We start from the raw sequence: 18,596 nt of genomic DNA, 5'->3' as shown, positions 1-18,596 counted from the left end.
ATTGCATCGAGGCGTTAGCCCTTCTTGTCTTCGTCGACCTCGGAAAACTCGGCGTCGACGACGTCTTCCTGGCCTTCGGGCTCGGCAGCGGCTGCTTCAGCATCTGGGCCTGCGGCCTGCTGCTGTTCGTAGATCTGCTGGCCCATCTTCATGGCCGATTGCGTCAGCGTCTGTGCCTTGGCGTTGATGTCATCGGCATCGCCGCCTTCAAGCGCAGACTTGACCGCCGCGATGGCTTCTTCAACTTCGGTCTTGATCGCAGCGTCGATCTTGGTGCCATGCTCTTCAAGCTGCTTTTCGGTCGCGTGCACCAGGCTGTCAGCCTGATTGCGCGCTTCGGCAGAAGCCCGGCGCTTTTTGTCCTCTTCGGCAAACTTCTCGGCGTCCTTGACCATCTGATCGATGTCATTGTCGCTAAGCCCGCCCGAAGCCTGGATCTTGATCGTCTGCTCCTTGCCGGTGCCCTTGTCCTTCGCCGCCACGGACACAATGCCATTGGCGTCGATGTCGAAGGTCACTTCGATCTGCGGCACGCCGCGAGGGGCCGGCGGGATACCGATCAGGTCGAAATTGCCGAGGATCTTGTTATCGGCCGCCATCTCGCGTTCGCCCTGATAGACCTTGATCGTTACCGCGTTCTGATTGTCTTCGGCAGTCGAATAGGTCTGGGTCTTCTTGGTCGGGATGGTGGTGTTGCGATCAATCATGCGCGTGAACACGCCGCCCAGCGTTTCGATGCCCAGCGAAAGCGGGGTCACGTCAAGCAGCAGCACGTCCTTCACATCGCCCTGCAAAACGCCGGCCTGAATGGCCGCGCCCATGGCAACGACTTCATCCGGGTTTACGCCGGTATGGGGCTTGGAGCCGAAGAACTGCTCCACCACTTCGCGCACGCGGGGCATACGGGTCATGCCGCCAACGAGGATCACTTCATCGACCTGATCCTTGGAAATGCCGGCATCGGCCAACGCCTTCTTGCAAGGGTCAAGCGTGCGCTGGATCAGCCCGTCGACCATCTTTTCCAGATCGGCGCGGGTGATGGTTTCCACCAAATGCAACGGGGTGGTGCTGCCACCTTCCATGCGTGCGGTGATAAAGGGCAGGTTGATTTCGGTAGTGGCCGCGCTCGAAAGCTCGATCTTGGCCTTTTCTGCCGCTTCCTTCAGACGTTGCAGCGCAAGCTTGTCGGTCTTGAGGTCCATGCCTTCCTTCTTCTTGAAGGCATCGGCCAGGAACTCGACGATCGCATTGTCGAAGTCTTCACCGCCAAGGAAGGTGTCCCCGTTGGTCGACTTCACTTCAAATACGCCATCGCCGATTTCAAGGATCGACACGTCGAAGGTGCCGCCGCCAAGGTCATAGACGGCGATGGTCTTGCCATCATCCTTGTCCATTCCATAGGCGAGCGCCGCCGCGGTCGGCTCGTTGATGATGCGCAGGACTTCAAGACCGGCAATCAGGCCGGCATCCTTAGTGGCCTGACGCTGAGCGTCGTTGAAGTAAGCCGGCACGGTGATGACGGCCTGCGTCACGGTCTCGCCAAGATAGCTTTCGGCGGTTTCCTTCATCTTCTGCAGAATGAAGGCGGAAACCTGCGACGGGCTGTATTCTTCCTCGCCGGCCTTGACCCAGGCATCGCCATTCTTGCCCTTGGTGATGGTGTAGGGGACGAGGCCCATGTCCTTCTTGGTCAGCGGATCTTCAAACCGGCGGCCGATCAGGCGCTTGATCGCGAAAAGGGTGTTGTCGGGGTTGGTAACCGCCTGACGCTTGGCCGGCTGCCCGATCAGGCGCTGGCCATCTTTGGTGAAAGCGACGATCGAGGGCGTCGTGCGCGCGCCTTCGGAATTTTCGATGACCTTGGGCTTGCCGCCATCCATGACAGCAACGCAGGAATTGGTGGTGCCGAGGTCGATACCGATAACTTTAGCCATTTTTACCCCATCCATAGGACAATTGTTGGACACCGCGCCGGTAGGCCTCCCCGATCCGGGCAAGGCGCTTTGGCGGCTCGTTTGTGAACGCGATATAGGTGTGGTTTCGCTTGGCACAAGAGATCGCACGCCCTAGTTTTCCGGCATAATCCACAACGGAGATCCTTTATCGTGATCAAGTTACCCAATGCCGCCATGGCGATATTCCTATGCGCCAGCGTGGCGGGCCTCTCCGCCTGTTCCGAAACATCCAATGAACCCGCCAGCGAAGCGGCAGCAGCCGGCCTAGCTGTGAGCAACCCGCGCATCGTGCTGGCCCCGGTCGCGGGAAACCCGGCGGCAGTCTATTTCGATCTTTCCTACAGCGGAGATGCGCCTGTAACTCTCACGCGCGTGGAGGTTGAGGGCGCAGGGATGACGATGATTCATGACTATGCTGAAAGCGCTGGCACCATGCAGATGAAGATGGCTGACGCCGTGCCGCTTGTTGCAGGAACGCCTGTGACCTTTGCGCCGGGCGGTCTTCACGTAATGGCGATGGAACCGACGGATGTGCTGCAGGTGGGCGCATCTGCCACTGTCACGCTGACGTTGTCGAATGGGACCACCGCGACCGTAGACGCCCCGGTGCGCGCTGCAGGCGAAGAACGCTAATGCTGCATGACCCGGCGCCCACCGGGTCGGCTGCTGTGCTGCACGGCGCCTGCCCGGTAGGCGGCGAACGCCTGTTAACGCAGGGTGAGATCGCGCTGGCTCGTAGCGTTTTTGGTGAGGCTGTCGAATATGCGACCGTGATGGTGAAGCGGCGAAAGTTTTTCCCGTTGCAACCGCGCGGGGTGACGATGGCGCCCATGGGCCATCTGCACTTTCATCCGAGCGCTGCGCATTACTGCGATGATTTTTCCGCTGCGCCACTGCACCTGCAAGCGCATTTCATCCACGAGATGACGCACGTGTGGCAATCGCAAATGCTTGGGCGCTGGTACCTAGTCCTGCACCGCCATCCTTGGTGTCGCTACGACTACGCCTTGCGGCCAGGGTGGAAGCTTGGGCGCTATGGCATCGAGCAGCAGGCCGAAATCGTGCGGCATACGTTTTTAATGCAAAACGGCGCGCCCGTTGCGGGCGCGCCGTCGTTGTTAGCTTATCAGGCGATCTTGCCGTTCAAGCGCGCCTGACGCGAGAAATTAGCGGCAGCGAACACGGCGTTCACGGCCACGGTTGTCCACGCGGTAGCAGTTTCCATTCTTCCGGATCAGCGATCCACCGGCACCGCCCACTGCGGCACCCACGGCTGCGCCGGTCGCAACATCACCACCGGTCACGGCAGTGCCTGCCGCTCCAGCAAGCGCGCCACCCAACGCACCTTCGCCAGCATAGTTGCCGGCGCACGCGCCAAGGCCAAGACTGGCGGTGAGCGTTAGGGCGGCGATCTTGAGACGGTTTGTCATGAAAAAACTCCTTGTTGAAAACACAAGGAATTAACCGGACAAAAGCCGTGATGTTCCACCGCCCACCGTGCGAGCGGTGGCATTCACCGCGTCAATCGACCGACTTTGCCACCGCCACCATGGCAGCCCGCAGCAATCGATCCTTGATCATCCAGCCCGCCTGCATTTCGGAAACCACGGTGCCGGGCTCCTGTTCGCTTGTGGGGACTTCAAGCATGGCCTGATGCTGGTTCGGATCGAGCGGCAGGCCCACCGCAGCGATGCGCGTGATGCCGTGGCTGGCAAAAACCTTTTCCAATTCGCGCCCCGTTGCCTCTATCCCGGCCACAAGACCCTTCATGCTGTCATCAGCACGCAGGCTTTCCGGGATTGCCTGCACCGCGCGGGCCAGATTATCGGCCACGCTCAGGATATCGCGGGCAAAACCGGTCGCGGCGTAGGCGCGCGCTTCGTCCTTTTCGCGCTCCAGGCGCCGGCGCACGTTTTGCGTTTCGGCCTGCGCGTAAAGCACCTCCTGCCTCGCCGCATCAAGATCATTCCGCAACGATTCAAGCGCTTCGGCCATCTGATCATCGGCATCTCCGCCTTCGCGCAGTTCCTCGGGCACGCCCTTCAATTCGTCTTCGGCCGCCTGATCGAGCGGCTTGTCATTCGTCATCATGATTGTCTTGGCTTTCCATTCAAGCGATGAGCTTGCCCAGGGAGCGGGCGGTCATATCCACCATGGGGACAACCCGCGCGTAATTCAACCGCGTGGGGCCGATCACTCCCAGCACGCCGACCACCCGGCCTTCGCGATCACGGTAGGGAGAGGCGATAACGCTGGAGCCCGAAAGCGCAAACAGGCGGTTTTCCGAACCGATGAAAATGCGCGTTGCATCCGCCTCCCGCGCCGAATCGAGAAGCTCGGCCACGGACTGCTTGTTTTCGAGATCTTCGAGCAGACTGCGCACCCGCTCGATATCGCCGAGCGCGCTTTCATCGAGCAGGTTGGCCGCACCGCGCACGATCAGGACGGGGCGGGCCGCCGCATCCTGGCTCCACACGGCAAGCCCGCGCTCGACCAAATCGCGTGAAGCATCGTCAAGCTGCGATTGCCCGGCATTGATCTCGGTCCGCATCGCTTGCGCCGCTTCAACCAGCGTCCGGCCTGCAAGCCGCGCCGTCACGTAATTGCTGGCCTGATCCAGCGCGCTTGGGTTCAGCGCGCCCCCGATCGTGACAATGCGGTTTTCCACCCCGCCGTCCTCGCCCACCAACACGGCGAGCGCCCGGCCCTGCCCCAGATCGACAAGGCTGAACTGGGCCAGCCGCTGCTCACGCGGCGCGACCAGCACCATACCCGCGGCGCCTGACAGATCGGAAAGGATTGCGCTCGCCTGCTTCAGGGCAGCTTCGACCGGCCCCGCTTCCGCCAGCCGCGCTTCGATCGCCGCCTTTTCCTGCATCGTCGGCTCGGCCACGCGCATCATGCCATCGACAAAGATGCGCAGGCCCGCATCGGTCGGCAATCGCCCCGCGCTGGTATGCGGCGCGGCGAGCAAGCCGGCTGACTCTAAATCGGATAGCACCGAGCGGATCGAGGCAGGCGAAAGATTCAACGTGCCGTCCGCCGCCAACGTCTTCGACCCCACCGGCTGCCCGCTGTCGATATATTCCTCCACCACCCGGCGGAAAATCTCGCGGGCGCGGGCAGTGAGTTCGGTGACGGGGAGCGCGGTCATCTGTGTATGTGTAGTCTTTGCGCTTGCGGCGGCAAGTGGCCCGCGCCTATTGGCCCCATCTTGCCAACGGAGACCTTCATGCGCCCTTCAGGACGCGCGCCCGATGAAATGCGCGCCATCACGATTGAAACCGGCTTTACCCGCCACGCCGAAGGATCAGTGCTGATCGGGTTTGGTGACACCAAGGTGCTGTGCACCGCCAGCGTCGAACGCGGCGTGCCGCCCTGGCTGCGCGGCAAGGGCGAAGGCTGGGTGACGGGCGAGTATTCGATGCTCCCGCGCGCGACCCACACCCGCGGCCAGCGCGAGGCAGCCAAGGGCAAGCAATCGGGCCGGACACAGGAAATTCAGCGGCTTATCGGGCGTTCTTTGCGCGCTGTGGTAGATCTGCAGAAGCTGGGCGAACGGCAGATCACGCTCGATTGTGACGTCATTCAGGCCGATGGCGGCACTCGTACAGCGGCAATTTCGGGCGCGTGGATCGCGCTGCGACTGGCGATCAACGGATTGATGGCCTCGGGCGATATCAAGCATGATCCGATCACTGCGCAGGTTGCTGGCATTTCTTGCGGCATCTTCAAAGGCACCCCGGTGCTCGATCTGGATTACGACGAGGACTCCAACGCCGAGGCGGATGGCAATTTCGTGCTGCTGACCGGCGGCAAGATCGCTGAAGTTCAGGCAACCGCCGAAGGCGCGACTTACGACGAGGAAGCGTTGCTGCGCCTCCTGCGCCTCGCTCGCATCGGCTGTGATCGGATCTTTGCCGCGCAGCTGGACGCGACCAAGGGCTGAGCCTTGCAACCGGTAAACTACTACATCGATGAAGAAACCTTCATTGCTTTTCAAAAATTGATCGCGGTTCAAGGGGTACCGCGATTAGCCGCGTTCATGGCGGTCTTGGCCGGCGTGATCTCAGTGATTGCGCTCTTATTGGAGAGGCCTGAAGCCATTATCGGTGCGGCGATCGGCGCGCTGATCGGGGCATTGTTGCTGCCTTTGCTCGCCCGCTGGTTTGTTATTCCCAGACAAGCGCGCAAAATCTTTAATGAGTATGTTTTGCTGCGCGAGGAAATGAGCTTGAGTGTAAGCGACGACGGCTTCTCCATCACGCAACAATCCGGCCATGTCAGTATGCGTTGGGATGACATTGTTCTGTGGAATGAGAACCAGACTTTGCTGGCAGTCCAGCCCAGCCGGCAATTGGCCTACATCTTGCCAAAACAGCCAATCGGGGAAGATCGCATTGCATTTATCAGGCAGTGTCTGGCAATGCATGGGCTTCCAAGACGGGGGAAACGTCGCAAATGAGAAAGCTCGTCGAAGGCTCACTGGTGATTGCAACGCATAACGCGGGCAAGCTCAAAGAGATTAGCGCGCTGCTTGAGCCTTACGGGGTGAGGTGCCTCTCGGCCGGATCGCTCGGCCTTGCCGAACCGGCTGAAACCGGCACCACCTTTGCCCAGAACGCGCTGCTGAAAGCGCGCAGCGCAGCGGAAGCTTCGGGGCTGGCGGCGCTGGCGGATGACAGCGGGCTGAGCGTCGCGGCGCTGGGAGGCCGCCCCGGCGTCACCACCGCCGACTGGGCCGAGCGGCAGTGGTTCGAAGGCGCGCCGGGCCGCGATTGGTATATGGCGATGGGCAAGGTTGAAGGCTTGCTGGCGGAAAAAGGGCCGGATGTTGATCGCTCCGCAGCCTTCCACTGCGTGCTCGCGCTCGCATGGCCTGATGGCGATTATGCGATTTACGAAGGCCGGTGTGAAGGAAGCCTCACATGGCCGCCGCGTGGGACTTTGGGCTTTGGCTATGATCCGGTGTTCGTGCCTTCGGGCGCTGAACAGACCTTCGCGGAAATCGCGCCGGAGGAAAAACACGCCATCAGCCACCGGGCCGACGCGTTTGCCAAGCTCGTCGCCGAACAGTTCGGCCCATAGTCACCGGCGCGAGCGGGCTTGGGCCACCTCAACCCGCTGGCCCCACACATTGCCGGCCGGCCAGTAACGGCACACCAGCACCTCATCGGCCTGCGTCCGGGCGATGGCGCAGCCGACCTCACGGGTCTCGGGCCAGATGATCTGGGTGTAGTGCCCCACATCGCTCCACTGGCCGGTGCGCGAGACATTCGGGAAGTCGCCAGGGCGGAAATTGCGCTTTTCCTCAACGAAGAAACCCACCATTTCCCAGGGCGACCACCGCCCACGCGTGCCGCGCCACAGATTTTCGCCCTGTCCCTTGCGCTGTTCGGGTGCGGCGTGCTGGTACAGATTGCGCGCAGCAAGCGTATCGGCCCAGCCTTGCGCGTCGCGGGCAAGGCGATCGCTCCACACCAGCATCGGCGCGCCAGCATCAACGCGGGCGATATTGTGCGCCCTCAAAAAATCGCGCTCCACCGGATCGGGGTAGTGCGAGGCTTGCGGATGAGCGGGAACAGCCGTGATGACCAGCATGACAGCAAAAGCTTGGGCAATGCGGGATCCAAGGCTAAAACGGCGCATTACGACAATCTATTCCACGATTATTAAGCGAGGCTGAAACCGGACCTGTGGCGCGCGCGCTTTATATTCACTGGCCGTTTTGCGCCAAGAAATGCCCCTATTGCGACTTCAATTCGCACGTGCGCGATGGCGTCGACGTGGCCGCGTGGCAGGCGGCCTTGATAGCCGACATGCGCACCGAGGCGGCGCTTGCCGGGGGCGAGGTGCTGACCTCGATCTTCTTTGGCGGCGGCACGCCATCGCTGATGCCGCCCGCGCTGGTCGCCGCGCTACTGGCAGAGGCCGAACGGTTGTGGGGCTTCGATCCTGAGATCGAGATTACGCTGGAAGCCAACCCTTCGTCGGTCGAGACCGCGAAGTTTGCCGCCTTGGCCGCTGCGGGGATCAACCGCGTGTCGCTCGGCGTGCAGTCACTTGATGATGCCGAACTGCAATTTTTGGGGCGGCTGCATGGTGCCAAGGAGGCGCTGGAGGCGCTCGACACCGCGCAGGCGCACTTCCAGCGGGTCAGTTTCGACCTGATCTATGCCCTGCCCGGACACACGCCTGAATTGTGGCATGATCGTCTGACCCGCGCGCTTGGCTTTGGTACCGGACATCTGTCGCTTTATCAGTTAACGATTGAACCCGGCACGCGCTTTGCCACCGATGTGCGACGCGGGCGTTTGGTGCCTTTGGATAATGATGCGGCGGCAGATTTGTTCGATATCACGCAGGCGCTCACGGGCGCTTCAGGGCTGCCGGCTTATGAAACGAGCAATCATGCCCGCAGCGGCGAGCAAAGCCGTCACAACCTCGCTTATTGGCGCTATCAGGATTACGCCGGGATTGGCCCCGGCGCGCATGGACGGCGCGGCGGGATGGCGACAGAGCGGCACAAAAAGCCCGAGAACTTCCTCACTGCGGTCGGCCGGCAGGGTGACGGCATCGCGCAAGCCCGCGTGTTGCCGGTGCCTGAACAGGCGGCTGAAGCGCTGCTGATGGGCCTGCGTCTGACCGAAGGCGTTGATCTTGCCGTGATGGGCGAACGGTTCGGATTAGCGCGGGCGGGATTGGTGGATGAAGCCGCCCTCGCCCGCTTGCAGAGCCTTGGTCTGGTATGGGCCGAGGGAACGCGGATCGGGGTTGCGCCTCCGGGCCGGGGGCTGCTCGATGCACTGCTGGCTGAACTGGTGGCCGATACTTTGGTTGCCGCATGAGCGCGTTTGCCGCGCTGATTGCGCAATGGCGCGCATACCTTGCCGACAATCGCCGCCGTTCGCCCCACACGGTACGCGCCTATGTTGCGGCAGCCGAACGTCTGGTGATCGCCAACCAGCTAGGCGATTGGCCCGCGGTCGCCCGCACCGAAGCGCACGCCCTGCGCGCTCATCTTGCCACGCGCCGCGCCGAAGGCCTGGGCAATGCCAGCACCGCGCGCGAGCTTTCGGCGCTCAAGGTGTTCATCGCTTTTGCCCGCGTGCAGGCGGGCGATCCCGAACCCGCCGCCCCGCGCCTGCGCGGCCCACGCATCAAGAAGGGCCTGCCGCGTCCCGTTACGCCGGACGAAGCGGTGAACCTGACCGAACTGGTCGATGCGCTGGCGGCTGACGATTGGATTGGCGCACGCGACCGGGCGGTGCTGCTGCTGATGTATGGTTCCGGCCTGCGCATCGCAGAGGCGCTTTCGCTGACAGGGCGCGAGGCGGCTTTGGGTGAGGTGCTGCGCGTCATCGGCAAGGGTGGGAAACCCCGCGTGGTGCCCGTGCTGCCGATCACGCGCGCGGCCGTCGCTGAATATGCGCGCCTGTGTCCCTGGCCCATCATGCCCGACGAACCACTGTTTCGCGGGGCCAAGGGCGGGCCGCTGTCACCGGCAATGGTGCAGCGGGTGATGGCGCAGGCGCGTCGCGCGCTCGGCCTGCCGGACACCGCAACGCCCCACGCCCTGCGGCATTCCTTCGCCACACATCTCCTGAGTGCGGGCGCGGATCTCCGAAGTTTGCAGGAATTGCTTGGCCACGTATCGCTCGGGTCGACTCAAATTTACACCCGTGTCGATGCGGCCAGCCTGCTAGAAAATTACCGCAAAGCGCATCCGCGCGGCTGATAGGCCTCAGGCTCGATCATCCGCCTCATGCGCTTTCACAGGCTTCCATGTGACCACGCGGTAAACGTAGAATGCTACGCCTGCGAGCACGAAGACGACGATCCCGTAACCCGCGAAACTTTCAAACCGTTCGACCAGCGGTTCGATGGCCTTCCCGCCGAAGATCAGGATCGCGTTCCATACGCCCGAGCCAAGGAAGGTAAACAGGCAAAAGCGCCACAGCTTCATGTGCGCCAATCCGGCCGGCAGCGAAACGATAGTGCGCAAGATCGGGGAGAACCGCAGGGCAAAGACAATCCCATCACCGTACTTGCGGAAGATATTGCGCGCTTTGGTGAATTCGTCCCACTCGAACGTCAGCCAGCGGCCCCAACGGTCGATGATCGCCTTGAGCTGTTCCTCGCTCCAGCGCCCGCCGATCCAGTACCAGAACAGGTTGCCGACTACCGTGCCCAGCGTGGCGACGATCCAGACCGCGCCGAAGGTCATTTCGCCCCGTGCAACCAGCACGCCGGCCCCGCCCATAATCACCTCGGACGGGATCGGCGGGAACACATTTTCGGCCATCATCAGCAGGAAAATGCCGAAATAGCCGCCTTTGTTGAGCAGTTCGAGCAGGAATTCGGTCATGGATGCGGCTATTCCGATTGATGGGTCAGGCGGCGGTGCGACGTTCGGCCAGTCGCCGTTCGATCGCATCCCAGATCATGCCCGCCGTATCAGTGTTGTTGAAGCGGTCAATTGCCACGATGCCGGTGGGTGAGGTCACGTTGATTTCCGTCAGCCATTTACCGCCGATCACGTCGATGCCAACAAAGGTGAGGCCGAGCCGTTTCAGATCCGGGCCGAGCGCCGCGCAAATCTCGCTTTCGCGCGGCGTCAACTGGGTCGCCTGCGCCGATCCGCCCATCGCCAAGTTGGAGCGGAACTCGCCTTCTCCCGGCACGCGGTTGATTGCGCCTGCTACTTCGCCATCGATCAGTACGATGCGTTTGTCGCCCTCGGCCACTTCGGGAAGGAAAGGCTGGACCATGTGCGGTTCGGGCCAGGTCTGGTTGAACACCTCGAACAGCGCCGTGAGATTTTCGGCATTTTCGCCAATGCGGAAAATCGCCTTGCCGCCATTGCCGTGGATCGGTTTGACCACAATCGCGCCATGCTGCGCCATGAAGCGCCGCACTTCGTCCACCGAGCGCGTCACGAGAGTGGGTGGCATGAACTGGCGGTAGTTCAGCACCATTACCTTTTCGGGCGCATTGCGGACATTCGCGGGATCGTTGACCACCAGCGTTTCATCGCTGATCCGTTCGAGCATATGCGTGGCGGTGATGTAGCCCATGTGAAACGGCGGATCCTGCCGCATCAGCACCACATCGATATCCTTGCCAAGATCGAGCCGAGCCTGTTCCCTGCGGGTGAAATGATCGCCCACAACGCGCTGCACCGTGACCGGGTAAGCATGGGCGAACAGGCGATCCTCTGCGTCAAGCGTCAGGCTTTCGACGTGATATTCATACAGCGCATGGCCGCGTGCCTGCGCGGCCAGCATCAGCGCAAAGGAGCTGTCGCCTGCGATATTGATGGTGTCGATGGGGTCCATCTGGACAGCGACGCGCAAGGTCATGGGTTCAACTCCGTGGGGGGATCAGCCGAAGGGCATCCAGGCATTTTCGATGTGGGTCGGCTTGTGGCCGGGCGCAAGCAGGATCACGTCGATGCGGATGTCTTCGCCGTTCGTCGCGTAATCCTGCCACACGATGGCGACCGCTGCGGCCACGCGGGCAAGGCGGCGTTCGTCGATGGCATCGCCCAGACTGGCGGCACGCGCGCGCCATTTGACTTCGACAAAGGCGACAAGCCCGGTGCGCTTGGCGATAAGATCGATTTCGCCCGCTTTGGTCTTGACGCGTTCAGCCACGATGCGCCAGCCTTGCTGGGCCAGGAACATCGCCGCCTCGGCCTCGCCTTCGCGTCCGCGCCGGTCAGCCTCTTGCCGTTGCCTGGGCGTGCGCGGGTTCATTCGCCCTTCAATTCCAGAGCGCGAGAATACAGCGTCGCGCGGTCGATCCCGGTCGCCTTGGACACGATGCCCGCCGCCTTGCCCGGCCCGGCATCGGCCAGTGCGGCGCGCAGCATCTCATCGGCATCCAGAACCGGAGCCTCGGCCTCGGTCGGCGGGCCGATCAGCAGCACGATTTCTCCCTTGGGTGGGTGCGCGGCGTAATGCGCAGCAAGGCTGGAAGCGGTGCCAGACCGGCATTCTTCGTGCATCTTGGTCAATTCGCGCGCGACGGCGACTTCGCGGTCCGGCCACAATTCGGCAATGGCAAGCAAAGAGCGTTCAAGCCGCGGCGCGGTTTCATAGAACACCAGCGTCGCCGCGACAGGAGCCAACCCTGCCAGTGTTTCGCCCCGCGCCTTGTCCTTGGCCGGCAAGAAGCCTGCAAACAGGAAGCGATCGCTGGGCAGACCAGCGATCGACAGCGCCGATACGGCGGCGCAGGGGCCGGGGATGCTGATGACGTTGATCCCGGCGTCGCGGGCTTCGCGCACCAGTCGGTAGCCGGGGTCGGAGATCAGCGGCGTGCCCGCATCGCTAACCAGCGCAACCGGCGCCCCCCTCGCTTCGTCGATGATCCGGGCGCGCACTTCGGGCGGGGCATGATCGTCAAGCCGCTGGAGCCGCGCCTTGATCCCGTAATGTTTCAACAGCTTGCCTGTGACCCGCGTATCCTCGCAGGCGATCACGGCAGCGCCTTGTAAGACATGCAATGCCCGCAATGTGATGTCGCCAAGATTGCCAATCGGCGTGGCGACGATATACAGCCCCGCCTCGGGAATGTTTGCGGGAAGTGATGGAAGCTCCACGGTCATCGCCACGTCCATGGAGCACGACTGAGGGGTCGGCAAGAATGAAGCTTTCGAACACATGGGATTGGGCGGCAGGCCTTGGGTCTGCGGCGGGCTGGCTGACGGGGCGTAATCTTGCGCTTGCTGGTGCGGCGATGCTGGCGGCGGGCTGTCAGGTGATCCCGAAAGGCGATGTGGCGCGCCCGGCTTTGCCACCCGCGCCTGCGCCTGAACCGTCCGCAACGGCGCTGCCGACCGATACCGGCCGCCACCGCATTGCACTGCTAGTACCGATGACAGGCGATACCGGCGCGGTTGGTCAGGCCATTGCCAATGCGACCACCATGGCGCTGTTGGATACCTCCGCCGATAATCTGCGGATCACCACCTACGACACCTCCTCCGGTATCGCGACAGCGGCGCGCAAAGCAGTTGCCGATGGCAATGCGCTGATCCTGGGACCGCTCACCGCTGACGCCGTGCCTGCGGTGCAGGCGGCGGCGCGGCCTGTCGGAGTGCCGGTCATCGCCTTTGCCAATGATCCTTCGGTCGCCAGTCCGGATGTGTTCGTGATTGGTCACATGCCCGAACAATCGATCCGCCGCTCGGTCGAATTCGCGCGCGGTCGCGGCGCGACACGCTTTGCCGTGCTGGCACCAGAAGGGGACTACGGCACGCGCGCTGTCTCAGCCTTGGAGAACGCGTTGCGCGATTATGGCGGCGCGATTGCTGGCAGGCAGACCTATGCCCGCGGCAACACCTCGATCGTCAGCGCAGCAGCGCGGCTGCGGGCGGCAGGCGGCTATGACACCGTGCTGATCGCCGACAGCGCAAGGCTGACTATTGATGCGGCGGACGAATTGCAACGGGGCGCGCGCAACCGTGCGCGGATCCTCGGCACCGACTTGTGGAGCGGCGATGCGACCCTCGCCCGCGCACCGGCAATGGATGGCGCGCTGTTCGCGGCCGTTTCGGACCAGCGCTACCGGCGCTTTGCCGAAAGCTATGCCGCACGCTTCGGCGGACAGCCGTATCGGGCAGCGACGCTGGGTTATGACGCGGTGCTGCTGACCTTGCGCGTTGCGCGCGATTGGAAAGTCGGCACGCCCTTTCCCAAGGGTGAACTTTATGACCGGGGCGGTTTCCTGGGCGTCGATGGCGCGTTCCGTTTTGGCCGCAACGGCGTGGTGGAACGCGCGCTTGAGGTGCGCGAAGTGCGCGGCGGCGAGATCACATCGGTCGATCCGGCTCCAACTGGTTTCGGTCGTTGAGTAAAACAACCGGGGGTGGCTTGTGAGGGCGTGCGCTGAGAGCTTATAACCCGCCCATGGCTGATACCACCCCCGAAGATCTCTTCGCCAATACCCCCACATCGAGCGGTGATTACAACGCCGCGTCGATCGAGGTGCTTGAAGGGCTGGAACCGGTCCGCCGTCGCCCCGGCATGTATATCGGCGGCACGGATGACCGCGCCTTTCATCACCTCGCCGCCGAAGTGCTCGACAATGCGATGGACGAAGCAGTGGCGGGTCATGCGACGCGGATCGAAGTGAAGCTGGAAGAAGGCAACCGCCTCAGCATCGCGGATAATGGCCGCGGCATTCCGGTTGACGAGCATCCCAAGTTTCCGGGCAAATCGACGCTGGAAGTGATCCTGTCGACGCTGCACTCGGGCGGCAAGTTTTCAGGCAAGGCCTACGCCACCAGCGGCGGGCTGCACGGCGTGGGTATCAGCGTGGTCAATGCGCTGTCTGTCCATACGCGGGTGGAAGTGGCGCGGGACAAGCAGCTCTACGCGCAGGAGTTCTCCCGCGGGATCACGCAAGGCAAGATCCAGAATCTCGGCCCCACGCCCAACCGGCGCGGTACCACGGTCAGCTTCGTCCCCGACGAGGAGATTTTCGGCGATCGCAAGTTCAATCCCAAGCGGTTGTTCAAGCTGGCACGGTCAAAGGCTTACCTGTTTGCCGGCGTGGAGATCCGCTGGAAATGCGCCGCCTCGCTGGCGAGCGAGGACGTGCCTGCCGAGGCGACCTTCAAGTTCCCCGGCGGCCTTGCCGATCACTTGGCCGAACAGATTGGCGCGCGCGAATGTGTCACCGCGCAGCCCTTCACCGGGATGCAGGAGTTTCCGCAGATCGACGGGCTAGGCCAAGGCCGGGTCGAATGGGCGATTGCCTGGCCGCTTTATTCCGACGGGGCGACAAGCTGGTATTGCAACACCGTGCCCACGCCCGATGGCGGCACCCACGAACAAGGCTTGCGCACCGCGCTGACCCGCGGCCTTCGTGCCTTCGGAGAACTGGTCGGCGCCAAGAAGGCCAAGGATCTGACCGCCGATGACGTGATGACGGGCGCAGAAGTGATGCTGTCCGTCTTCATCCGCGATCCGCAGTTCCAGTCGCAGACCAAAGACCGCCTGACCTCGCCCGAGGCCGCCCGCATTGTCGAAAACGCGGTGCGCGACCAGTTCGACTTGTTCCTCACTGACAATATGGACCGCGGCAAGGCGCTGCTGGGCGAAGTGATGGAGCGCATGGATGAGCGCTTGAAGCGGAAAGCCGAGCGCGAGATCAAGCGCAAGACGGCGACCAACGCCAAGAAACTGCGCCTGCCGGGCAAGCTGACCGATTGCAGCGGCGAAGGGACCCGCGAAACCGAACTGTTCATCGTCGAAGGCGACAGCGCGGGCGGCAGCGCCAAGCAGGCACGCGATCGCAAGAGCCAGGCGATCCTGCCGATCCGGGGCAAGATCCTCAACGTCGCGAGCGCCACTGCCGACAAGATCCGCGCCAACAGCGAAATCGCCGATCTGGCGCTGGCGCTCGGCTGCGGCACCCGCAAGGACTGTGATGCCGCCCATCTGCGGTATGACCGCATCATCATCATGACCGACGCGGACGTGGACGGTGCGCACATCGCCACGCTGCTGATGACGTTCTTCTTTCAGGAAATGCCTGACATTGTGCGCAAGGGTCATCTGTTTCTGGCCCAGCCGCCGCTCTATCGGCTGACCGCGGGCAAGGAGAGCCGCTATGCCCGTGACGAGGCTGCGCGGACGCAGCTGGAAGCGACCGTGTTCAAGGGCAAGAAGGTCGAGATCGCCCGCTTCAAGGGCCTGGGTGAGATGAACCCGCAGCAATTGCGCGAAACCACGATGGCGCCCGAAACCCGCGGGCTGATCCGCATCACCCTGCCACAGGAGTTTGAAGGCCGGGCCGGCGTGGCGCGTCTGGTGGACGAGCTGATGGGCCGCAACCCCGAACACCGTTTCAATTTCATCCAGAACCGCGCCGGCGAGATTGACCGCGATCTGATTGATGCCTGACCGCCAGTATCCCGATCCGCGCAAAGAAGACATCATGGCGGGCGACCGGCGCGTGTCTCGCCCGGACAGCGCCTTGCCGGATTCAATCATGCCGGACGCGTCCTATCGCCCCATCCCGATCGCGTGGTTTGCAGGCGCGCTGCTGGCGCAGATGGGGGCGCTGTTTGCGCTTTTCGTGGTGCTGATCAACCGGCCCGGTTGGGTGACAATCGGGCTGTCTGTGGCTGTGACGGTGGGTCTTGCCTCATGGACGTGGGAGCGGGGGATGAAGGATGCCGGCCAAGGCTGGCAGGTCGCCACCGCGTTGATGCTGGCGGGACAGCTCGCCTTCGTCTGCCTGGGCGCGGCGGCGCGGGGTTAGACCTTTTGCCTGCGATGGAGTGACCACACCATGATCCGCACCGCCTTGCTTGCGCTTGCCCTTGTGACCACCACCCTTTCTGGCGGACCGGCAGCGGCGCAGCAGGAAGAGCCAACCATGACCGCCCAAATCAGCCCGATGGAGACGCGCGCCGATCAGGTTGTGGCTTTGCTGAACAGCAAAGTGGAGCCCGCCGATATTTTCACACCCGGCTTCCGCGCCGCCGTGGCCGATGCACAGATCAAGGCGCTGAGCGCCAGCCTGACCGCGCAATTCGGCTCAGCCGAGGCTGTCGCTCTGCTCGCCCCGCGCGACGGCACGCGCGCCACCCTGGAAATCCGGTTCGCACGCGGCATTGCCAAAGGCGGGATTGCCATTGATCCGGCGCAGGACCACCGGATCAACGAATTACGCTTCACCTCGGTCGAGGCGCTTGTGATCGCTGACGATACAGCGGAAAAAATTGCCGCCGATCTTGCCGCGCTGCCGGGAAGCGTCGCCGCATGGTTCGGCCCGCTCGATGGCGGCGAACCGGTTATCAGCATGGGTACGGACACGTCCCTCGCGCTGGGATCAACCTTCAAGCTCTATGTCCTCGCCGCGCTGGCTGAAGACGTGAGGGCCGGGCGCCGGCAATGGACCGATGTCGTGCCGCTGACCGAGAAAAGCTATCCCAGCGGCCAGTTGCAGGACTGGCCCAAGAGCGCGCCGGTGACACTGCACACGCTCGCCAGCCTGATGATTTCGATCAGTGACAACACCGCGACCGACCAACTGATAAAGGTGCTTGGTCAGGATCGCATTCTCAAGCTGATGGGGGATAGTGGCCATAGCGATCCGGGCGCTAACGATCCGTTTCTGACCACGCGCGAATTGTTTCTTCTCAAAGCCAGTGATGATGAAACGAGAGCGGCCTGGCGCAGTGGTATCGCTGCGTCGATGGCGGATGTCGCATCTGCACTGTCTTTGGAAGACCCCTCGCTCGATCAGATCAATGCCGCCTTTGGTAATGGGCCCAAGGCGCTCGACATTGAATGGTTCGCCTCGCCGGCAGACCTTGCAAAGCTGTTCGCCCATATGCGCCGCACTGCTGACGCCAAACTATTCGACATCATGGCGATCAATCCTTCGGCAACGCAGGAGATAAAGGCCAATTGGGACTATATCGGCTACAAGGGCGGCAGCGAACCCGGCGTGCTCAATCTGACGTGGCTGCTTACCGACAAGGCGGGGCGCGATCATGTGCTGACGCTGGGCTGGAACAACGCGGATGCGGTGCTTGATGAAGGCAAACTGCAAGCGCTCTCCCAGCGGATTTTGCTGCTGGCGCGCTGAAGGCCCATCCGCCACCCCCTTGCGTCACTGCCGGGGGTTCCTTATCGCTTCGGCATAAGGATCAGTCTCACAAGGAAACCCGATGTCCGATCAACAGCGTTTCGAAGGCACCAAGGCCTATATTGCGACCGAAGACCTCAAGGTCGCGGTCAATGCCGCCGTGATGCTGCGCCGCCCCTTGCTGGTGAAGGGCGAACCGGGCACCGGCAAGACCGTGCTGGCGCATGAGATTTCCAAGGCGCTGGGCGCCCCGCTGATCGAATGGAACGTCAAGTCCACCACCAAGGCGCATCAGGGCCTGTATGAATATGATGCGGTCGCCCGCCTGCGCGACGGCCAGCTGGGCGAGGAACGCGTCCACGACATCCGCAACTACATCAAGAAAGGCAAACTGTGGGAAGCCTTCACTGCGCCTCAGCTTCCCGTGCTGCTGATCGACGAAATCGACAAGGCCGATATCGAGTTTCCCAACGACCTGTTGCAGGAGCTCGACCGCATGAGCTTCGACGTTTACGAAACACAGGAGCGGATCGAGGCCAAGGAACGCCCGATCGTCGTCATCACGTCGAACAACGAAAAAGAACTGCCCGACGCTTTCCTACGCCGGTGTTTTTTCCATTATATCAAGTTCCCGGATCGTGACACGATGCAGGAGATCATCGATGTGCACTTCCCCGGCATCCAGAAGATCCTGGTCAAGAAGGCGATGGATATCTTCTACGACTTGCGCGAAGTGCCCGGCCTGAAGAAGAAGCCCTCGACCAGCGAATTGCTCGACTGGCTCAAGCTGCTGCTGAACGAGGATATGCCGCTGGAGGTTTTGCAAAACAGCAACCCGGCCAGCGCGATCCCGCCGCTGCATGGCGCGCTGCTGAAGAACGAGCAGGACATCATGCTGTTTGAACGGCTCGCCTTCATGGCGCGGCGCAATCCGGGCTGAGGCAGGCGGTTTTTGAGCCGGTCTAGGTCAATCTAGACCCCTCCTAGGTCGCGCTTGCCCCCCCTTAGGTCGTTCTAGAGGCGCGTTTG

Annotated in this window: 21 protein-coding genes; 12 read left to right on the top strand and 9 right to left on the bottom strand. The window is 62.6% G+C overall.

What is annotated here, in order from left to right:
• Window positions 1–14: 14 nt before the first annotated feature.
• Window positions 15–1,934 carry a molecular chaperone DnaK gene (dnaK, locus tag ACRANW_RS10175; RefSeq protein ID WP_479431685.1) on the bottom strand — a complete coding sequence of 640 codons (1,920 nt, stop codon included), beginning with the start codon at window positions 1,932–1,934 and terminating at the stop codon, window positions 15–17.
• 171 nt (window positions 1,935–2,105) lie between these two features.
• On the opposite strand from dnaK, the gene ACRANW_RS10170 reads away from it, so the two are divergent.
• Window positions 2,106–2,588 carry a copper chaperone PCu(A)C gene (locus tag ACRANW_RS10170; RefSeq protein ID WP_479431684.1) on the top strand — a complete coding sequence of 161 codons (483 nt, stop codon included), beginning with the start codon at window positions 2,106–2,108 and terminating at the stop codon, window positions 2,586–2,588.
• A gap of 35 nt (window positions 2,589–2,623) precedes the next feature.
• Window positions 2,624–3,112 (top strand): vgr related protein, encoded by a 489-nt coding sequence (locus tag ACRANW_RS10165; RefSeq protein WP_479431683.1) that lies wholly within the window; start codon window positions 2,624–2,626, stop codon window positions 3,110–3,112.
• Between the two features lie 9 nt (window positions 3,113–3,121).
• Here ACRANW_RS10165 and ACRANW_RS10160 read toward each other — a convergent pair whose 3' ends face one another.
• From ACRANW_RS10160 to hrcA, 3 genes are all read right to left on the bottom strand, one after another.
• Window positions 3,122–3,385 carry a hypothetical protein gene (locus ACRANW_RS10160; protein WP_479431682.1) on the bottom strand — a complete coding sequence of 88 codons (264 nt, stop codon included), beginning with the start codon at window positions 3,383–3,385 and terminating at the stop codon, window positions 3,122–3,124.
• 91 nt (window positions 3,386–3,476) lie between these two features.
• Window positions 3,477–4,046: a nucleotide exchange factor GrpE gene (locus tag ACRANW_RS10155; RefSeq protein ID WP_479431681.1), complete on the bottom strand. Its 570-nt coding sequence runs from the start codon at window positions 4,044–4,046 to the stop codon at window positions 3,477–3,479.
• Between the two features lie 19 nt (window positions 4,047–4,065).
• The gene (gene hrcA, locus ACRANW_RS10150) at window positions 4,066–5,109 is read right to left on the bottom strand and encodes a heat-inducible transcriptional repressor HrcA (RefSeq protein ID WP_479431680.1); all 1,044 of its coding nucleotides are present in this window, start codon (window positions 5,107–5,109) and stop codon (window positions 4,066–4,068) included.
• Window positions 5,110–5,187: 78 nt separating this feature from the next.
• Between hrcA and rph the strand changes: the two genes are divergently transcribed.
• From rph to rdgB, 3 genes are read left to right on the top strand one after another with little or no spacing between them, the layout of a single operon-like run.
• Complete coding sequence (rph, locus tag ACRANW_RS10145) at window positions 5,188–5,904, top strand: ribonuclease PH (RefSeq protein WP_479431679.1); 717 nt, start codon at window positions 5,188–5,190, stop codon at window positions 5,902–5,904.
• A gap of 3 nt (window positions 5,905–5,907) precedes the next feature.
• Window positions 5,908–6,420 (top strand): YcxB family protein, encoded by a 513-nt coding sequence (locus ACRANW_RS10140; protein ID WP_479431678.1) that lies wholly within the window; start codon window positions 5,908–5,910, stop codon window positions 6,418–6,420.
• Entirely contained in the window at window positions 6,417–7,043 is a 627-nt protein-coding gene (gene rdgB, locus ACRANW_RS10135) for an RdgB/HAM1 family non-canonical purine NTP pyrophosphatase (protein ID WP_479431677.1), read from the top strand. Before ACRANW_RS10140 ends, rdgB begins: the two co-directional genes overlap by 4 nt.
• On the opposite strand, the gene ACRANW_RS10130 is transcribed toward rdgB, so the two are convergent.
• On the bottom strand, window positions 7,044–7,556 hold the full coding sequence (locus tag ACRANW_RS10130) for a CAP domain-containing protein (RefSeq protein WP_479431676.1): 513 nt from the start codon (window positions 7,554–7,556) through the stop codon (window positions 7,044–7,046). It lies immediately after the preceding gene.
• Window positions 7,557–7,651: 95 nt separating this feature from the next.
• Here ACRANW_RS10130 and hemW point away from each other — a divergent pair, with 95 nt between their 5' ends.
• Both hemW and ACRANW_RS10120 read left to right on the top strand, forming a co-directional pair.
• Window positions 7,652–8,803, top strand: coding sequence for a radical SAM family heme chaperone HemW (hemW, locus tag ACRANW_RS10125; RefSeq protein ID WP_479431675.1), 1,152 nt, complete (start codon window positions 7,652–7,654; stop codon window positions 8,801–8,803).
• Complete coding sequence (locus ACRANW_RS10120; protein ID WP_479431674.1) at window positions 8,800–9,693, top strand: tyrosine recombinase XerC; 894 nt, start codon at window positions 8,800–8,802, stop codon at window positions 9,691–9,693. Before hemW ends, ACRANW_RS10120 begins: the two co-directional genes overlap by 4 nt.
• A gap of 6 nt (window positions 9,694–9,699) precedes the next feature.
• Here ACRANW_RS10120 and ACRANW_RS10115 read toward each other — a convergent pair whose 3' ends face one another.
• Genes ACRANW_RS10115 through rsmI form a run of 4 tightly spaced genes read right to left on the bottom strand, consistent with a single transcriptional unit; the run spans window position 9,700 to window position 12,567 of the window.
• On the bottom strand, window positions 9,700–10,323 hold the full coding sequence (locus ACRANW_RS10115; protein ID WP_479431673.1) for a DedA family protein: 624 nt from the start codon (window positions 10,321–10,323) through the stop codon (window positions 9,700–9,702).
• A gap of 25 nt (window positions 10,324–10,348) precedes the next feature.
• On the bottom strand, window positions 10,349–11,317 hold the full coding sequence (gene gshB, locus ACRANW_RS10110) for a glutathione synthase (RefSeq protein ID WP_479431672.1): 969 nt from the start codon (window positions 11,315–11,317) through the stop codon (window positions 10,349–10,351).
• A gap of 21 nt (window positions 11,318–11,338) precedes the next feature.
• Window positions 11,339–11,713: a YraN family protein gene (locus tag ACRANW_RS10105; protein WP_479431671.1), complete on the bottom strand. Its 375-nt coding sequence runs from the start codon at window positions 11,711–11,713 to the stop codon at window positions 11,339–11,341.
• Window positions 11,710–12,567 carry a 16S rRNA (cytidine(1402)-2'-O)-methyltransferase gene (gene rsmI, locus ACRANW_RS10100; RefSeq protein WP_479431670.1) on the bottom strand — a complete coding sequence of 286 codons (858 nt, stop codon included), beginning with the start codon at window positions 12,565–12,567 and terminating at the stop codon, window positions 11,710–11,712. The genes ACRANW_RS10105 and rsmI overlap by 4 nt, the downstream gene beginning before the upstream one ends.
• Before the next feature lie 38 nt (window positions 12,568–12,605).
• Here rsmI and ACRANW_RS10095 point away from each other — a divergent pair, with 38 nt between their 5' ends.
• The 5 genes from ACRANW_RS10095 (at window position 12,606) to ACRANW_RS10075 (ending at window position 18,507) form a co-directional block, all read left to right on the top strand.
• Window positions 12,606–13,814 carry a penicillin-binding protein activator gene (locus ACRANW_RS10095; protein WP_479431669.1) on the top strand — a complete coding sequence of 403 codons (1,209 nt, stop codon included), beginning with the start codon at window positions 12,606–12,608 and terminating at the stop codon, window positions 13,812–13,814.
• Window positions 13,815–13,870: 56 nt separating this feature from the next.
• Window positions 13,871–15,871 (top strand): DNA topoisomerase IV subunit B, encoded by a 2,001-nt coding sequence (parE, locus tag ACRANW_RS10090; protein ID WP_479431668.1) that lies wholly within the window; start codon window positions 13,871–13,873, stop codon window positions 15,869–15,871.
• The gene (locus tag ACRANW_RS10085; RefSeq protein ID WP_479431667.1) at window positions 15,864–16,232 is read left to right on the top strand and encodes a hypothetical protein; all 369 of its coding nucleotides are present in this window, start codon (window positions 15,864–15,866) and stop codon (window positions 16,230–16,232) included. Before parE ends, ACRANW_RS10085 begins: the two co-directional genes overlap by 8 nt.
• Window positions 16,233–16,262: 30 nt before the next feature.
• A complete protein-coding gene (locus tag ACRANW_RS10080) occupies window positions 16,263–17,567 on the top strand; it encodes a serine hydrolase (RefSeq protein WP_479431666.1) in 1,305 nt (434 codons plus the stop codon).
• A gap of 82 nt (window positions 17,568–17,649) precedes the next feature.
• On the top strand, window positions 17,650–18,507 hold the full coding sequence (locus tag ACRANW_RS10075; RefSeq protein WP_479431665.1) for an AAA family ATPase: 858 nt from the start codon (window positions 17,650–17,652) through the stop codon (window positions 18,505–18,507).
• Window positions 18,508–18,596: the final 89 nt, after the last annotated feature.

The sequence above is a fragment of the Erythrobacter sp. 'gip.4 top 5' genome (genome assembly GCF_056495765.1).
The sequence above is the reverse complement of the archived record's forward strand: the minus strand, read 5'-3'. Positions and strand labels throughout refer to the sequence as shown.

What these genes read in the sequence shown, in the direction of transcription:
- ACRANW_RS10075 (WP_479431665.1), top strand. Translation starts at nt 17,650, where the DNA reads ATGTCCGATCAACAGCGTTTCGAAGGCACCAAGGCCTATATTGCGACC.
- rsmI (WP_479431670.1), bottom strand. Translation starts at nt 12,567, where the DNA reads ATGACCGTGGAGCTTCCATCACTTCCCGCAAACATTCCCGAGGCGGGG.
- ACRANW_RS10095 (WP_479431669.1), top strand. Translation starts at nt 12,606, where the DNA reads ATGAAGCTTTCGAACACATGGGATTGGGCGGCAGGCCTTGGGTCTGCG.
- dnaK (WP_479431685.1), bottom strand. Translation starts at nt 1,934, where the DNA reads ATGGCTAAAGTTATCGGTATCGACCTCGGCACCACCAATTCCTGCGTT.
- ACRANW_RS10120 (WP_479431674.1), top strand. Translation starts at nt 8,800, where the DNA reads ATGAGCGCGTTTGCCGCGCTGATTGCGCAATGGCGCGCATACCTTGCC.
- parE (WP_479431668.1), top strand. Translation starts at nt 13,871, where the DNA reads ATGGCTGATACCACCCCCGAAGATCTCTTCGCCAATACCCCCACATCG.
- ACRANW_RS10115 (WP_479431673.1), bottom strand. Translation starts at nt 10,323, where the DNA reads ATGACCGAATTCCTGCTCGAACTGCTCAACAAAGGCGGCTATTTCGGC.
- ACRANW_RS10105 (WP_479431671.1), bottom strand. Translation starts at nt 11,713, where the DNA reads ATGAACCCGCGCACGCCCAGGCAACGGCAAGAGGCTGACCGGCGCGGA.
- rdgB (WP_479431677.1), top strand. Translation starts at nt 6,417, where the DNA reads ATGAGAAAGCTCGTCGAAGGCTCACTGGTGATTGCAACGCATAACGCG.
- ACRANW_RS10155 (WP_479431681.1), bottom strand. Translation starts at nt 4,046, where the DNA reads ATGATGACGAATGACAAGCCGCTCGATCAGGCGGCCGAAGACGAATTG.
- gshB (WP_479431672.1), bottom strand. Translation starts at nt 11,317, where the DNA reads ATGACCTTGCGCGTCGCTGTCCAGATGGACCCCATCGACACCATCAAT.
- ACRANW_RS10160 (WP_479431682.1), bottom strand. Translation starts at nt 3,385, where the DNA reads ATGACAAACCGTCTCAAGATCGCCGCCCTAACGCTCACCGCCAGTCTT.
- ACRANW_RS10085 (WP_479431667.1), top strand. Translation starts at nt 15,864, where the DNA reads ATGCCTGACCGCCAGTATCCCGATCCGCGCAAAGAAGACATCATGGCG.
- ACRANW_RS10130 (WP_479431676.1), bottom strand. Translation starts at nt 7,556, where the DNA reads ATGCTGGTCATCACGGCTGTTCCCGCTCATCCGCAAGCCTCGCACTAC.
- ACRANW_RS10080 (WP_479431666.1), top strand. Translation starts at nt 16,263, where the DNA reads ATGATCCGCACCGCCTTGCTTGCGCTTGCCCTTGTGACCACCACCCTT.
- hrcA (WP_479431680.1), bottom strand. Translation starts at nt 5,109, where the DNA reads ATGACCGCGCTCCCCGTCACCGAACTCACTGCCCGCGCCCGCGAGATT.
- rph (WP_479431679.1), top strand. Translation starts at nt 5,188, where the DNA reads ATGCGCCCTTCAGGACGCGCGCCCGATGAAATGCGCGCCATCACGATT.